This window comes from Streptomyces taklimakanensis (assembly GCF_009709575.1).
GTDB lineage: Bacteria > Actinomycetota > Actinomycetes > Streptomycetales > Streptomycetaceae > Streptomyces > Streptomyces taklimakanensis.
In genome coordinates, this window is the sequence record NZ_WIXO01000001.1 from 5,538,811 (window position 1) to 5,553,514 (window position 14,704).

Consider the following 14,704-nt stretch of genomic DNA (forward strand, 5'->3'; position numbering starts at 1 on the left):
AGGGGGAGTGTCCCCCCGGACCGGTCACCGGCCGACCAGTTCCCGCAGCACGTCCTCCATGGTGACCAGTCCGACGGCGCGCCCGTCCGTGCCGATCACCGCCGCGAGGTGGGTGCCGCTGCCGCGCATCGCGCCCAGCACGTCGTCCAGCGGCGTCGTCGCTCGCACCCGGGCGATCGGCCGCAGCGCGGCGGCGGGGAACGGCGCGTCCCGCTGCACGGCGTCGAGCGCGTCCTTGACGTGCAGGTACCCCAGCGCCCGGCCGCGACCGTCCACCACGGGGAAGCGGGAGAAGCCGCTGCGTGCCGAGAGCTGCTCCAGCCCCTCGGGGGTGACGCCGAACCGGGCCGAGACGACGCGCTCGGTGGGCCGCACGACATCGGCCACGGGACGGCGGCCCAGCTCCAGGGCGTCGCGCAACCGCTCCGTCGAGCGCTCGTCCAGCAGCCCGGCCTCACTGGAGTCCGCCACGAGCCGGGCCAGCTCGTCGTCGGAGTAGGCCGCCGACACCTCGTCCTTGGGCTCCACCTTCAACAGGCGCAGCAGGGCGTTGGCGAGGGCGTTGATCCCGAAGATCACCGGCCGCAGGGCCCGGGTGAGGGCCACCAACGGCGGGCCCAGCAGCAGCGCGGCCCGCTCGGGCGCGGCCAGCGCGATGTTCTTGGGAACCATCTCGCCGAAGAGCATGTGCAGGTACGTCGCCACGGCCAACGCGATCACGAAGGCGATCGGGTGGATCAACCCCTCGGGCATGCCCACCAGGTGGAAGACCGGTTCCAGCAGGTGAGCGATGGCCGGTTCGGCGACCACGCCCAGCACCAGCGTGCACAGGGTGATGCCGAGCTGGGCCGCGGCCATCAGCGCCGACACGTGCTCCAGCCCCCACACCACACCGCGCGCCCGCTTCTCGCCCCGCTCGGCCAGCGGCTCGATCTGACTGCGGCGGACGGAGATCATGGCGAACTCCGCGCCCACGAAGAAGGCGTTGGCGACCAGTGTCAGCAGGCCGATCAACAGTTGGATCGCGGTCATCGGTGTGCCTCCCGGCCGTCGCCGCCGTCGGTTCCGTCGTCGGTTCCGCCCGGACCGCCGGCCCCGCCGGCCCCGCCGGCTTCGGTGTCGACGTCGGTGATGTCGGGGCCGTGGTGGCGTCCGCCGCTGTAGTGGTGGTCGGCGCCGTAGGTGTCGCCCTCCGGCTCCGGCGGGGCCGTCAGCCGCACCCCGGCGGCCCGCCGGCCCGTCGCGTCCACGACCTCCAGCCGCCAGCCGGAGATGTCGAGGACGTCGCCCACCGCCGGAATGCGGCCCAGCTCGGTGGCGACCAGTCCGGCCAGGGTCTCGTACGGCCCCTCCGGGGCGCGCAGCCCGATGCGCTCCAACTGGTCGGTGCGGGCCGCGCCGTCCGCGTCGTAGACCGTGCGCCCCTCGAGGTCCGCGCCCGCCGGGACCAGGTCGGGGCTCTGGAGCGGGTCGTGCTCGTCGCGGACCTCGCCCACGACCTCCTCGATGATGTCCTCCAGGGTGACGACCCCGGCCGTGCCGCCGTACTCGTCGATCACCACCGCCATGCTGTTCCCGCCCGACAACCGGTCCAGCAGCCGGTCCACGGTCAGCGGCTCCGGCACGAGGACGGGCTCGCGCAGCAGATCGGTGACCGGGTGGTGCAGACGGCGCCCGGCGGGGACGGCGATGACGTCCTTGACGTGGACGACGCCCACCACCGTGTCCAGGTTGCCCCGGTAGACGGGGAAGCGGGACAGGCCCGTCGCGCGGGCGGCGTTGGCCACGTCCTCGGCGGTGGTGTGCTCCTCCAGGGCGGTGACCTGGACACGCGGTGTCATCACGCTCTGCGCGGTCAGCTCCGAGAGCTGGATGGTGCGGACGAACAGCTCCGCGGTGTCCGCCTCCAGCGCGCCCGCCCTCGCCGAGTGGCGGGCCAGGGCCACCAGCTCCTGGGGGGAACGGGCCGAGGCCAGCTCCTCGGTGGGCTCCAGACCCAGCCGGTGCAGGACGCGGTTGGCGGAGTTGTTCAGATGGGTGATCAGCGGACGGAACGCGGTGCTGAAACCGCGTTGCAGGGCCCCGACACGGCGGGCGACCCGCAGCGGCCGGGAGATCGCCCAGTTCTTCGGCACCAGCTCGCCGACCACCATCAGCACCACGGTGGACAACGCGGTGCCGATCACCAGGGCCACCGAGGAGGCCGCCGAGGAGGGCAGGCCGGCCGCCCGCAGCGGCCCGGCCAGCAGTCGGGCGGTGGAGGGCTCGGCGAGCATGCCGATGACCAGACCGGTCACGGTGATGCCCAGTTGCGCCCCGGAGAGCTGGAAGGTGAGGGACCGCACCGCCTTCAGCGCGCTGTCGGCGCCCGCCTCGCCGCGCTCGACGGCCCGCTCCAGCTCGCTGCGCTCCACCGTGGTCAGGGAGAACTCCGCGGCGACGAACACGGCGCAGGCGAGCGTCAGCAGCAGGGCCAGGAGCAGGAGGAGGACTTCGGTCATCGGGGCACCCCCGTACCGGGAGGGGCCGTCGGGCGGTGGCGGTGGTCGGTTCTGCCGAGGGGAGGCTCGCCCATGGGCGGACGCTCACGCACCTTTCCTTCGAACACGCGCCCCGGAACGCGCACCGGGCTGTCCATCGTAGGTGAGCCTCCTCGCATCCACCGGTTGTCTCGGCGCCGGGTCAGACCAGCGGTTTCACCCAGCGGCTCCACTGCGGTTGGGGCACGTACCCCAGGGCGTGCCACGCCCGGCGGGCCGGTTCGTTGTCGTCGAGCACCATGGCGTCGGAGCGCCGTCCGCCCAGCGCGGCGAACCGCTCCTCGGCCGCCGCGAGCAGCGCCGCGGCCACGCCCCGGCGACGGTGGTCGGGGTGGACCGCGAGCCGGTACAGGTGGCAGCGCCAACCGTCGAAGCCCGCGATCACCGTGCCGACGACCACCGGAGCCCCGGCGCGTCGCGCCGTCCCGTCCCCGCCGTGCCTCCCCGTGTCGCGCTCGGCCAACAGCAGCGCGTCCGGATCGCGGTCGATCAACCGTGTCACTCCCTCGCGGTCGTCGCTGACGCTCGTTCCCTTGGCGGCCTCCTTCCAGAAGGCCAGGACGGCGTCGACGTCCGCCGCCGTCGCCGCCCGTATCCGCGGGGCCGTGCCGTTCACAAGATCGTCCATGCGGACGATCCCACCACCGGGCGGGCGGTGGGGCCGGGGATTCCGCCATGTGGTCGCCCGGTCACCCGTCAGCCGCCCCGCAACTCCCCGATCACCGCACCGAACGCCTCCAGGCACGGTTCGAGGACGCAGACGTAGGAGAAGCCGTACCGCTCGCGGTGGGCGCGCACCTGCTCCGCGATCTCCTCGACGCTGCCGGCGAGCAGGGCCGGGTGTTCCAGCAGTTCGTCCTCCGACAGCCCCATGGCGTGCGGGACCAGTTCGCGGGCGGCCCCGCGCCGGTCGTCGGTGACGACCACCCGCTGGACGAGGAAGTTCAGCTCGGTGGGCTCGTCCCGGTCGGCGGCGAGGCGACGGTAGGCGGTCACCCGCTCCTCCAGCTCGTTTGGGGAGATCAGCCGCATGACGCCGTCGGGCGCGCCGGGGAGGTGTTGCCCGCCGGTGAAGGCGGCGATGTCGGCGTGGCGGGCGGCCGCCCGCAGCACCCGGTCGCCGTTGCCGCCGATCAGCAGCGGCGGACGGGGGCGCTGCTCGGGGGCGGGGACGTGCTCGGGGTCGGCCAGGAGCCGCTCCACCTCGGCGACGGTGCGCTCCAGGTGGTCCACCCGCCGGCCCGGCGACTCCCACGGCAGTCCGGCCCGTTCGTGTTCGGAGCGCACGTATCCGGTGCCCAGGCCCAGCTCCAGCCGTCCACCCGTCAACCGGTCGCAGCAGGCGACCTCGCGGGCGAGGAGAGCGGGATTCCAGAATCCCGCGTTGAGGACGAAGGTCCCCACCCGGGGCCGTTCGGTCGCCTCGGCGGCGGCGACCAGCGCCGGGAACGGCGCGGGGGCGCCGAGATGGTCCGGCACGAGCAGCACGTCGTACCCCAGCTCCTCGGCGCGGCGGCACTTGGCGCGCCAGGCGTCACGGGAGCCGACGTCGACCAGGCTGACGCCAAAACGGAACGGTCGCTCCGTCACGGGCACTCCTCCTCGGTGTCTTCGGTGTCTTCGGTGTCTTCGGGGTCCTGGGTGTCCTCGGGCCTCGGTGTCGTCGGACCCCGGGGCGCGGGATCAGTACTGCCGGGCGGGGTCGAACCGCTTCATGCGTTCCAGCACGGCCTCCGCCGTGGGGTCGGGCATCTCGTCGACGATCCGCCCGTCGGCCAGGTACAGCACCAGGTCGGCGTGGGCCGCGGCGCCCGGATCGTGGGTCACCATCACCACCGTCTGCCCCAGCTCGTCCACGGCCCGGCGCAGGAAGCCCAGCAGCTCCAGGCCGGAGCGCGAGTCCAGGTTCCCGGTCGGCTCGTCGGCGAAGACCAGCTTCGGACGCGAGGCCAACGCGCGGGCGCACGCCACCCGCTGCTGCTGGCCGCCGGAGAGCTGGGTCGGGCGGTGTTCCAGGCGGTCCCGCAGCCGGAGCGTGTCGATCACCGTGTCCAGCCACTCGGGGTCCGGTTCGCGGCCACCGATGTCCATGGGCAGGGTGATGTTCTCCCGCGCGGTCAGGGTGGGCAGCAGGTTGAAGGACTGGAAGACGAAGCCGATCTCGTCCCGCCGCAGTCTCGTCAGCTCCGCGTCGCCGAGCCCGGTGATCTCCCTGTCGTCGATCCACACCCGTCCGTCGGTGACCGTGTCCAGCCCCGCGAGGCAGTACATCAGCGTCGACTTGCCCGAGCCGGAGGGCCCCATCACGGCCGTGAACCGGCCTTCGCGGATGTCGACGTCCACCGAGTCGAGCGCCGTCACGGCCGTCTCACCGCTGCCGTAGGTCTTGCTCAGCCCTCGGGTCCGGGCGGCGGTCCGCCCGTCCGCCGGGACCTCTCGCGTCCTCTGCTCCGTCGCGGACACCGCGCCTCCATGGGTCGGCCGGGAAGACGGTCCCGTGCGGGAGCCGTCATGTGAGCCGTACCCGGTGCGTGGCCGGGCATCCGCCGGGCGGTCGGGTTCCGGGGCGGCCCCGGGGCCTCGCCGCTTGCCGGTGCTAGCACATCGGCGCTAGCGTTAAGGGGTGGCCAAGACCCAGTTGAACGTCCGCGTGGACGAAACGACCGCCGAGACCGCCCGCCGCCGGGCGCTCCAGCGGGGCATCAGTGTGAACCGCTACATCGAGGAGCTGGTCCGGCAGGACGCGGGCGAGGCGGGGCACACCTTCGTCGAGTCCGCGGCCGACTTCATGAAGCAGTACGAGGCCGTCTTCGCCGAGGAGTTCGGTCGGGAACGCGAGGGCCACCGGCCTTCGTGAGCCTCCGCATCGACCTCGCCTGGCTGCTGATGGTCGCCGAGGAGAAGACTCCCGGGGACCCGCGCGTGACCGACTACGGCGCCCTGATCGCCGCGGTCGCCCGCCACGAGGCGGCCGTCTTCGACCGGCTCGTCTACCCCGCCCCCCACGACCGCGCCGCGGCCCTCCTCCAGCTCCTGCTGCACGTTCCCGCCCTGGAACGGTCCAACGCCCTGTTCGCCTCCGCCGTCGCCTACGCCTACCTGGTGGCGAGCGGGCTGAAGGTCGCCGTCCTGCCCGAACAGGTCCGTGACCTGGCCCGACTGGTCAAGGACGGTACGGCGGACGTCCGCGCCATCGCCGACGAGCTGCGCGGCTGGACGCTGTGACGCGCCTCGCCGGCGCGCCGCCCCGGCGGCTACGGCCGCCGCGCGCCGCCCAGGACGTGGGCCGAGACCGGGGTCGGCAGGCCGCGCTCCGGCACCCGCAGCCGCCGGTGGGACACCCCGACGAAGCCCGCCGCCCCGATCGCGGCCACCGGATCCCGGCCGGTGTGGCAGCCGCCGAAGAGCCGCGGCCACACCGTGCGGTCCAGCGCCCGTTGGAGCAGGAAGCCGACGGGGCCCCGGGCCCGGACGTGTTCGTAGAAGCGCAGCTCGCCACCGGGGCGCAGCACCCGCCGCAGCTCCGCCAGGGCGCGTTCGAGGTCCCGGACGGAGCACAGCACCAGTGACACCACGGCGGCGTCGAACTCCCCGTCGTCCAGGGGCAGCTCCTCCGCCGTGCCCGGCACCACGTCGACGGGGACGGGAGCGCGCGAGGCGGCGTCCCGCGCCAGGCGTCGCAGTTCCGGCTCCGGCTCGACGGCCACCACCCGGCGGACCGTGGGCGGGTAGCGGGCGAAGTTCAGCCCGCTGCCCGCTCCGACCTCGACCACCCGGCCGGACAGCCCGGCCGACAGTTCGGTGCGGTGCGCTCCGACGCCGGCCCGCTCGTCCAGGGCGGGGGCGAAGCGGGCGTAGTAGCGGGCGAAGAGCGGGTGGCGCACGGTGCCGCGCGAAGGCGTCCCGTCCTCGTCGGCGTCCATGGGGTTCCCTCCGGCCGTCCGGTCAGCTCGACGGTGTCGATCCTGCCCCCGCCGGCCGCGACACGCCCGCCCAGGTGCCGCCCACCTCCGGGGAGAGCCAGCCCGCCGCGCTCCCCCGGAACACCGCGGGTTCCAGGGAGCCGGCCCCCTGCGGCACCAGTCCGACCAGCGGGGCGCCGGCCGCCACCGGAAGGTCGGCCAGGTTGCAGCGGGCCGCCAGGTCCGGCTCGACCGGCCAGCTCCCGACCACCACCCCCGCGCACTCCAGACCACGCGAGCGCAGCGCCTCGGCCGTCAACGCCGTCGCGTTCAGCGTGCCCAGCCCGGCCGCGGCGACCACCAGCACCGGCGCGCCCAGCAGCCGGGCCGCGTCCGCCAGCGTCGAGCCCCGTTCGTCGAAGCGCACCAGCAGCCCGCCGGCGCCCTCGACCAGCACCAGGTCGTGCTCCCCGGCCAGCGTCCGGGCCGTCTCCGCCACCGCCTCGGGGCGCACCCGGGGAAGCCCGGCCCGCCGCGCGGCGGTCTCGGGCGCCAGCGGTTCGGGGTAGCGGGCGAGTTCCACGGCGGTCACCCGTGGGCCCGCCAGCCGCCGCACCTCGGCCGCGTCCCCCGGCTCGCCCTCGGCGACCCCGGTCTGCGCGGGCTTGAGCACGGCCACCGAACGGCCCGCCGCCACCGCCGCGGCGGCCAACGCCGCCGTGACCACGGTCTTGCCGACCTCCGTGCCCGTTCCGGTGACCACCAGCACCGACATCCCTCGCGCCTCTCCTCGATCCTCAAAGCCCCCTTCGAGGGCCCGCTCCCTCGGCGTGCGCTCAGCCCGCACGCGCGGCCGCGCACACCGCGTCCGCGATCCGCGCCACGTCCTCGTCGCCGGTGACGTACGGAGGCATGGTGTACACCAGGTCGCGGAACGGCCGCAGCCACACGCCCGCGCGCACCGCGGCCTCCGTCGCGGCCGCCGTGTCCACCTCGTGATCGAGCTGGACCACGCCGATCGCGCCCAGCACCCGCACGTCCCGGACCCCGGGCAGGTCGGCGGCCTCGGCGAGCCCGGCGCGCAGGCCCGTCTCGATCCGCCCCACCTCGCCCGCCCAGTCCTGGCCGAGCAGCAGGTCCAGGGAGGCGCCCGCCACCGCGGCGGCCAGCGGGTTGCCCATGAACGTCGGGCCGTGGGCCAACACCGGCACCTCGCCGCGTGAGATGCCATCCGCCACCCGCGTGGTGCACAACGTGGCCGCCATCGTCAGATAGCCGCCGGTCAGAGCCTTGCCGACACACATCACATCGGGGGCGACCCCCGCGTGGTGGGAGGCGAACAGCGCCCCCGTCCGCCCGAATCCGGTGGCGATCTCGTCCAGCACCAACAGCACGTCGTGCTCGTCGCACGCCTCGCGCAGCACCCGCAGCCAGGCGGGGGAGTGGAAGCGCATCCCGCCCGCTCCCTGCACCACGGGTTCCACGATCACGGCGGCCAGCTCGTCGGCGTGGTCGGCGATGGTCTTCCTCAGGTGTGCGGTGTAGGCCGGATCCGGTTCGGTGTCGAAGCCGTCCGGGGGCGCGTCGGCGAACACCTGCTCCGGCAACGCCCCCGACCACAGGTGGTGCATGCCGCCCTCCGGGTCGCACACCGACATCGGGTGCCAGGTGTCCCCGTGGTAGCCGCCGCGCCAGGTCATCAGCCGCCGCTTGTCGGGCCTGCCCAGCGAACGCCAGTACTGCAGGCACATCTTCACCGCCACCTCCACCGACACCGAACCGGAGTCGGCGAGGAAGACGTGCTCCAGACCATCGGGGGCGATGTCCACCAGACGCTTCGCCAGCCGCACGGCGGGTTCGTGGGTGAGCCCACCGAACATCACATGGCTCATCCGCTCCACCTGCGAGCGGACCGCGTCGTCGAGCACCGGGTGGCGGTAGCCGTGGATCGCCGACCACCACGACGACATGCCGTCGACCAGCTCCTCGCGCCCCCACGCCGGCCGTGCCAGCCGCAGCCGGACGCCGGAGGCCGAGGAGACCACCAGCGGCTCGGAGCGGCCGGGCATCGGACCGTAGGGGTGCCAGACGTGGCGCCGGTCGAGGTCGAGCAACTCCTCGCAGGAGAGCCCCGGGGACGGCTCCGGCAACTCCGCGACGCTCCTCGCGGGGCCGTCGAGGGGCGCGGGGGAGAGGAGGGGCGGAACGTCAGGCATTGGGCGGCAGCTCCGTTCCCGCGCCCCGCCGCCGTACGGCCACCAGGTCGGTGCGCGGCGGTCCGGGCACCGCCGCGCCCCGCGGCGCGGGGTCCGCGGTGGAGTCGACTCCTGCGGCGGCCCCGTCGCCGGTCGCGGCCTCGGTGCCGCACGGACCGCAGCCGCCGTGCTCCGCGCCGCCGTGGCCACCGCAGCCGGACCCGGCCGCGGCCGCCACGTCCGCCCGGTGCTCGGGCAGCGTCCGCTCCCCGGCGCCCTCCACCTCGAAACCGGCGTCGGAGATCATGTCCAGGTCGGCCTTGCCCGCCTGGCCCTCGCTGGTGAGGTAGTCCCCCAGGAAGATCGAGTTGGCCAGGTGCAGGGCCAGGGGCTGCATCGACCGCAGGTGTACCTCGCGCCCGCCGGCCAGTCGGACCTCCACGTCGGGGCAGACGAACCGGACCATCGCCAGGATGCGCAGACAGCGCTGCGGGGTGAGGTTCCACTCCTTCGCCAGCGGCGTCCCCTCGAAGGGGATGAGGAAGTTCACCGGCACCGAGTCCGGGTCCAGGGCACGCAGCGAGAAGACCACGTCCACCAGATCCTCGTCCGACTCGCCCATGCCGGCGATCAGCCCCGAGCAGGCCGACAGCCCGGCCGACCGCGCGTGCCGGACCGTCGCCACGCGGTCGGCGTAGGTGTGCGTGGTGGTGATCTCGCCGTACGTCGCCTCGGAGGTGTTGAGGTTGTGGTTGTAGGCGTCCGCGCCCGCCTCGCGCAGCCGCTCCGCCTGGCCGTCGGAGAGCAGCCCGAGGCAGGCGCACACCTCCACTTCCCCGTGCTGCTCCTTGATGGCGGCGATGGTCTTCGAGACGCGGTCCACGTCCCGTTCGGTGGGGCCGCGCCCGCTGGCCACCAGACACACCCGTTTGGCTCCCCCGGCCACGCCCGCGCCGGCCGCCGCGGCGGCCTCCTCGGGCTTCAGCCAGGTGTACTTGAGGATGTCCGCCTTGGACCCCAGCCGTTGCGAGCAGTACGAGCAGTCCTCCGGGCACAGCCCGGACTTGAGGTTGACCAGGTAGTTGAGCTTCACCCGACGGCCGAACCAGTGGCGTCGCACCTTCCCCGCCGCCGCCACCACGTCGAGGAGGTCGTCGTCGGACGTCGCCAGCACGGCCAACGCCTCGTCCCGTGTGGGCGGCTCGCGCCGCAGCCCCTTGTCCACCAGCGTCCTCAGCAGGTCCATGGCGCTGATCCTGTCGTACGCCGTCGCCCGCGGCCAAGGACGACCCCCCACAAACGACTCGCCTGAAGGTGTGTGTATCGCCACACCCTGTCCGGACCCGTCCGGGACTACCTTTGGGCGGACCCGACAGGAGGCGAGGGACGGCCCGCCATGCCGCAGGAGCACCGCAGCACGACCCCGGACCCGTTCGACTGGATCGACGAGCGGCACGAACGGCGGCGCCGCGCCGGCCTGCTGCGCTCCCTGCGCCCCCGCCCCGCCGACTCCTCCCTGCTGGACCTGGCCGGCAACGACTACCTCGGCCTCACCCGCCACCCCGAGGTCGTCGCGGCGGCCCGGGACGCGGTGCGCCGCTGGGGCGCGGGCGCCACCGGCTCCCGACTGGTCACCGGCACCACCGAGCTGCACACCGAACTGGAGGCGGAGCTCGCCGACTTCTGCGGCTTCGAGGCCGCCCTGGTGTTCTCCTCCGGCTACGCCGCCAACCTGGCCGCCGTCACCGCCCTGACCGACCGCGGCACCCAGGTGGTCTCCGACGCCGCCAACCACGCCTCCCTCATCGACGGTTGCCGGCTCTCCCGCGCCACGACCGTCGTCGTCCCGCACGCCGCTCCCGACGCCGTGCGCAAGACCCTCGACGACTTCGACGGACGCGCGCTGGTCGTCACCGACGCCGTCTTCTCCGTCGACGGCGACGCCGCGCCGCTGGGCGAACTGGCCACCGTCTGCCGGGAGCGGGGCGCGGCGCTGCTGGTGGACGAGGCGCACAGCCTCGGCGTCCTGGGCGACGGCGGCCGGGGCGCCCTCCACGCCGCGGGGCTGGCGGGCAGCCCCGGCGCGGTCGCCACCGTCACGCTCTCCAAGGCCCTCGGCGCCCAGGGCGGCGCCGTCCTCGGCCCGGCCCGGGTGATCGGCCATCTGGTCAACACCGCCCGCACCTTCGTCTTCGACACCGGTCTGGCCCCCGCCGCGACCGGCGCCGCCCTCGCCGCGCTGCGGTTGCTGCGCGGCGAGGCCGCCCGTGCCGCCCGCGTCCGCGCCGTCGCCCGGGAGCTGCACGCCAGGCTGACCGCCGCGGGGCTGGAGGCCGCCCCTCCGGACGCCGCCGTGGTCTCCGTGCGCGCCCCCTCCCCCCAAGCGGCCGTCCGGTGGGCCGCCGACTGCCGGGACGCCGGGGTGGCCGTGGGGTGCTTCCGGCCGCCGTCGGTGCCCGACGGCGTCTCCCGCCTGCGGCTGACCGCCCGCGCCGACCTGACGGACGACCAGCTCGACACGGCGGTCGCCGTCGTCACCCGCACGGCGCCGCACGCGTCCCGGCCGGGGGACGCCTCCGCGCCGCCCCCGCCCGAAGGGCCGCGCCGAGGGCGCTGACGGGCGCACGGAGTTCACCGTTCGGGGCGACGGAGAACGGTCCGTGTCGGGGAGCGGCCGCAGTGGCGGTGCCAGACGGGCGCCCGGCGCGCGGCGGTCGTCGCGGGGGCGGCGGGACGGTCCGGTCCGCCCGGTGGGGGACGCCCCCCCGGGGCACCGGGACGCGTGACCTTGTGGGACGCGGGCCGACGGCCTACGGCGCGGCGTCGCCCGGTGCCGGACTCGCTCCGCCGTCGTCCCGCCGGGCCGCCGCCCGCGCGGCCTTGGCGTCGGGCGCGTACAGGTCCACGTACTCCTGGCCGGACAGGTTCATGATCGCGTACATGATCTCGTCGGTGACCGCCCGCAACACCGTCCGCTCCTCGTGCAGGCCCGCGAAGCGGGAGAAGTCCAGCGGCTCGCCGAACCGGATGGTCACCCTCCCGATCCTCGGCAGCCTCCGGCCCGGCGGCTGGAGTTCGAACGTGCCCACCATGGCGCACGGCACCACCGGTACGCCCGCCCGGAGCGCCATGACGGCGACCCCGGTCCGTCCCCGGTACAACCGTCCGTCGTGCGACCGGGTGCCCTCGGGATAGATGCCGAGCAACTCGTCCCTGCCCAGCACCTTCAACCCCTCCTCGATCGCGGCCCGTCCGGCGCCCCGACCCGAGCGGTCCACCGGGATCTGCCCGATGCTGCGGAAGAACGCCGCCGTCAGCCTCCCCTTCAGGCCCGGACCGGTGAAGTACTCCGCCTTGGCCAGGAAGGTGATGCGCCGGGGGAGGATCGCGGGCATCAGGAAGTGGTCGGAGAACGACAGGTGGTTCCCGGCCACGATCGCGGCGCCCTCGCCCGGCACGTTCCGCAGGCCCTCGATGCGGGGCCTGAACAGCAGCCGCAGGAGCGGCCCCAACAGGGCGTACTTGAGCACGTTGTAGAACACGGGCTGGCTCCCTACTGCCTACTGCGCCGGACGGCTCTCCGGCCGCCATTCTTCCAGCGCGCGGTGACGGGCGGAGGGACTCGGGAGGGAAGGGCACCGCCGTGCGCGGCCCGTCTCGGCCTCCGCCGGGCGCGCACCGGGCCGACACCGCGGCCGACGGCCGTCCCGAACCACCCGGCCGGAGCGTCGGGAGCCCACCACCGCGTCCCCGCCGGCGCTGTCGGGGGGGCCGGGTGGGGGTGGTGCGACATGCCTCGATCACGACTGGGCAGCAGCAGGGACATGCTGGATGTCCTGTTGACCGTCGTGGGTGCCCTGGCCCTGTTGATCGCCGCGCTCTCCCGCCGTATCCAGAGCGCGCCGCTGAGCGGACCGCTGCTGGCCCTGCTGACGGGGATCGTCTTCGGCCCGGAGGTCCTGGGAGTCATCGACCTGCCCACCGTGGTGGAGGGGCACAAGGAGCTGCACGAGTTCTCCCGGGTCCTGTTGGCGATCTCGGTGATGGCCGTGGCCCTGCGCTTCCCGTTCCGTGACGTGCGGGGGCGGGCGAAGCCGGTGGCCGTCCTGCTGGTCGTGGCCATGCTCGGAATGGCACTGATCACCACGGCGTTGTCGGCCGCCGTCCTCGGGGTCGGCCTCGGCGCGGCGATGCTGCTGGGCGCGGCCCTGTGCCCGACCGACCCGGTGCTCGCCTCCAGCGTGGTCACCGGCGAGCCCGCCGAGAAGGGCGTCGCCGCCCGCACCCGGCAACTGCTCTCCCTGGAATCGGGCGCCAACGACGGCCTGGCCCTGCCCCTGGTGCTGGCCGCGGTGGCGGTCGCCGGGACGCTGACGGGGACCGACGCGCTGCTGGAGTCCCTGTGGCAGGTCCTGGGCGCGGTGGTCCTCGGAGTGCTGGCGGGCTGGCTGGGCGGACGGGGGCTGCGGGTCGCCGAGGCCAAGAGGAGCATCGAATCCGGCCCCCTGCTGGTGTACACCCTGCTGTTGGCCCTGTTCGTCCTCGGCGCGGCCGGTCTGCTCCGCCTCGACGGCGTCCTGGCCGTCTTCACGAGCGGTCTGGCCTTCAACGCGACGAGTTCGGTGAGCGAGCGCGCCGACGAGGACAAGAACGACGAGGCGGTCAACCGCTTCCTGGTCCTGCCGCTGTTCGCGGTGTTCGGAGCCATGCTCCCCTGGCGCGAGTGGGGGGAGCTGGGATGGTGGCGCGGCCTGCTGCTGGTCCTCGGAGTGCTGCTGCTGCGCCGACTGCCGATCCTGCTCGCCCTCAAGCGCCCCCTCTCCCTGGCCTGGCGGGACGCCGTCTTCCTGGGCTGGTTCGGTCCGATCGGCGTATCGGCCCTGTTCTACCTGACGATGGAGGCCCACCGGCTCGGCGTCGATCCCACGGTCTTGGCGGCCGGGACGCTGGTCGTCGCCGCCAGCACCGTCGTGCACGGCGCCACCACGGCGCCCGGTCTGGACCTCTACCGCAAGGCCGCCCCGCGGAGGGAGGAGAACGCGTGACGGGCCCGGTGGTGGCGGGACTGGGGTGCGTGCTGATCGTATTGGCCCTGGTGGACGCGGCGGTCACCGCGCTCTCCGTGGTGACGGGCACCGGGCCGGTCACCGGACGGGTGGCCCGGGGGGTGTGGCGGGCCCTGCGGGCCGTCCACACCCGGACGCGGGGCACCGGCGGGCTGCTGAAGTGGTCGGGGACGTGCACCCTGCTGGTCACCTTCCTCGCCTGGACGGTGCTGTTGTGGGTCGGCTGGTGGCTGGTGTTCACCGCCCAGGAGGCCGCCGTGGTCTCCTCCCGCACCTCCGTTCCCGCCGATGCCTGGACGCGGGTGTACTACGCCGGTTACACCGTCTTCACCCTGGGCACCGGCGACTACGTCCCCGGCACCACCTGGGCCCGGGTGGCCACCCCCGTCGCCTCCCTGTCCGGTCTGTTCCTGGTCACCCTCTCCCTGACCTACGTGGTGCAGGTGGTCCAGGCGGTCGTCCACAAGCGCGCCTTCGCCGAGCAGGTCCACGCCCTGGGCCGCGACGCCGCGCACATCGTCGCCACCGGCTGGACCGGAAGCGGCTTCAGCTCCATGTTCAACCAGCACCTGGTCTCCCTGACCGAACCGCTGCTGCGGATGGGCGAACAGCACCTGGCCTATCCGGTCGTCCACTACTTCCACAGCACCGTCCCCACCAAGGCACCCGCCGTCGCCCTCGCCGTCCTTGACGACACCCTGCTGCTGCTCGACGCCGGCGCGGACCCCCGGGCCCGGCCCGACCCCGCGGCCACCGCCCCCCTGGTCGCCGCTCTGGACCAGGTGCTGGACACCCTGCGGGGCCAGTTCTTCCGGCGAGCCGACCGGGAGCGTCCCGCGCCACCGCTGTCGGTGCTGGGCCGGGCGGGGATCCCCACCGTGGACGAGGAGCGGTACGCCGCCGCCGTCCGGCGGCACGCCCGGCGACGGCGCACCGTACGGGGCTTCCTGTACAGCGACGGGTGGCGCGAGGACTCCGAGAGGTCCTGAACACCGTCGCGC

General features: G+C 74.3%; 15 protein-coding genes. 5 read left to right on the forward strand and 10 right to left on the reverse strand.

The window, feature by feature from the left end:
• Nucleotides 1-24: 24 nt before the first annotated feature.
• The 5 genes from F0L17_RS24390 to F0L17_RS24410 form a co-directional block, all read right to left on the reverse strand.
• The gene (locus tag F0L17_RS24390) at nucleotides 25-1,032 is read right to left on the reverse strand and encodes a hemolysin family protein (protein WP_155072710.1); all 1,008 of its coding nucleotides are present in this window, start codon (nucleotides 1,030-1,032) and stop codon (nucleotides 25-27) included.
• Nucleotides 1,029-2,501, reverse strand: coding sequence for a hemolysin family protein (locus F0L17_RS24395; protein WP_155072711.1), 1,473 nt, complete (start codon nucleotides 2,499-2,501; stop codon nucleotides 1,029-1,031). The genes F0L17_RS24390 and F0L17_RS24395 overlap by 4 nt, the downstream gene beginning before the upstream one ends.
• A 181-nt stretch (nucleotides 2,502-2,682) precedes the next feature.
• The gene (locus F0L17_RS24400; protein ID WP_155072712.1) at nucleotides 2,683-3,168 is read right to left on the reverse strand and encodes a GNAT family N-acetyltransferase; all 486 of its coding nucleotides are present in this window, start codon (nucleotides 3,166-3,168) and stop codon (nucleotides 2,683-2,685) included.
• A gap of 68 nt (nucleotides 3,169-3,236) precedes the next feature.
• A complete protein-coding gene (locus tag F0L17_RS24405; protein ID WP_162466646.1) occupies nucleotides 3,237-4,136 on the reverse strand; it encodes a TIGR03621 family F420-dependent LLM class oxidoreductase in 900 nt (299 codons plus the stop codon).
• Between the two features lie 87 nt (nucleotides 4,137-4,223).
• Nucleotides 4,224-5,003: an ATP-binding cassette domain-containing protein gene (locus F0L17_RS24410; protein WP_162466647.1), complete on the reverse strand. Its 780-nt coding sequence runs from the start codon at nucleotides 5,001-5,003 to the stop codon at nucleotides 4,224-4,226.
• A 160-nt stretch (nucleotides 5,004-5,163) separates the two neighbouring features.
• On the opposite strand from F0L17_RS24410, the gene F0L17_RS24415 reads away from it, so the two are divergent.
• Nucleotides 5,164-5,397 carry an antitoxin gene (locus tag F0L17_RS24415; RefSeq protein ID WP_162466648.1) on the forward strand — a complete coding sequence of 78 codons (234 nt, stop codon included), beginning with the start codon at nucleotides 5,164-5,166 and terminating at the stop codon, nucleotides 5,395-5,397.
• Nucleotides 5,394-5,765 (forward strand): fic family toxin-antitoxin system, toxin component, encoded by a 372-nt coding sequence (locus F0L17_RS24420; protein ID WP_162466649.1) that lies wholly within the window; start codon nucleotides 5,394-5,396, stop codon nucleotides 5,763-5,765. Before F0L17_RS24415 ends, F0L17_RS24420 begins: the two co-directional genes overlap by 4 nt.
• Nucleotides 5,766-5,794: 29 nt before the next feature.
• On the opposite strand, the gene F0L17_RS24425 is transcribed toward F0L17_RS24420, so the two are convergent.
• From F0L17_RS24425 to bioB, 4 genes are all read right to left on the reverse strand, one after another.
• Nucleotides 5,795-6,463, reverse strand: coding sequence for a class I SAM-dependent methyltransferase (locus tag F0L17_RS24425; protein ID WP_155072713.1), 669 nt, complete (start codon nucleotides 6,461-6,463; stop codon nucleotides 5,795-5,797).
• A 22-nt stretch (nucleotides 6,464-6,485) separates the two neighbouring features.
• Complete coding sequence (bioD, locus tag F0L17_RS24430; protein WP_155072714.1) at nucleotides 6,486-7,217, reverse strand: dethiobiotin synthase; 732 nt, start codon at nucleotides 7,215-7,217, stop codon at nucleotides 6,486-6,488.
• Between the two features lie 61 nt (nucleotides 7,218-7,278).
• Nucleotides 7,279-8,658, reverse strand: a complete 1,380-nt coding sequence (locus tag F0L17_RS24435; RefSeq protein WP_155072715.1) for an adenosylmethionine--8-amino-7-oxononanoate transaminase — start codon at nucleotides 8,656-8,658, stop codon at nucleotides 7,279-7,281.
• Nucleotides 8,651-9,883 carry a biotin synthase BioB gene (gene bioB, locus F0L17_RS24440; RefSeq protein WP_155072716.1) on the reverse strand — a complete coding sequence of 411 codons (1,233 nt, stop codon included), beginning with the start codon at nucleotides 9,881-9,883 and terminating at the stop codon, nucleotides 8,651-8,653. Before bioB ends, F0L17_RS24435 begins: the two co-directional genes overlap by 8 nt.
• Nucleotides 9,884-10,033: 150 nt before the next feature.
• Between bioB and F0L17_RS24445 the strand changes: the two genes are divergently transcribed.
• Nucleotides 10,034-11,254: an 8-amino-7-oxononanoate synthase gene (locus F0L17_RS24445; protein ID WP_155072717.1), complete on the forward strand. Its 1,221-nt coding sequence runs from the start codon at nucleotides 10,034-10,036 to the stop codon at nucleotides 11,252-11,254.
• A gap of 193 nt (nucleotides 11,255-11,447) precedes the next feature.
• Here the strand turns inward: F0L17_RS24445 and F0L17_RS24450 are convergent, their stop codons facing one another.
• Nucleotides 11,448-12,179, reverse strand: coding sequence for a 1-acyl-sn-glycerol-3-phosphate acyltransferase (locus F0L17_RS24450; RefSeq protein WP_162466650.1), 732 nt, complete (start codon nucleotides 12,177-12,179; stop codon nucleotides 11,448-11,450).
• Between the two features lie 249 nt (nucleotides 12,180-12,428).
• On the opposite strand from F0L17_RS24450, the gene F0L17_RS24455 reads away from it, so the two are divergent.
• Together F0L17_RS24455 and F0L17_RS24460 are read left to right on the forward strand one after the other, a co-directional pair.
• Nucleotides 12,429-13,682 (forward strand): cation:proton antiporter, encoded by a 1,254-nt coding sequence (locus F0L17_RS24455; protein ID WP_202917932.1) that lies wholly within the window; start codon nucleotides 12,429-12,431, stop codon nucleotides 13,680-13,682.
• Nucleotides 13,679-14,692 (forward strand): ion channel, encoded by a 1,014-nt coding sequence (locus F0L17_RS24460; RefSeq protein ID WP_155072718.1) that lies wholly within the window; start codon nucleotides 13,679-13,681, stop codon nucleotides 14,690-14,692. The genes F0L17_RS24455 and F0L17_RS24460 overlap by 4 nt, the downstream gene beginning before the upstream one ends.
• The last annotated feature ends 12 nt before the right edge of the window (nucleotides 14,693-14,704 follow it).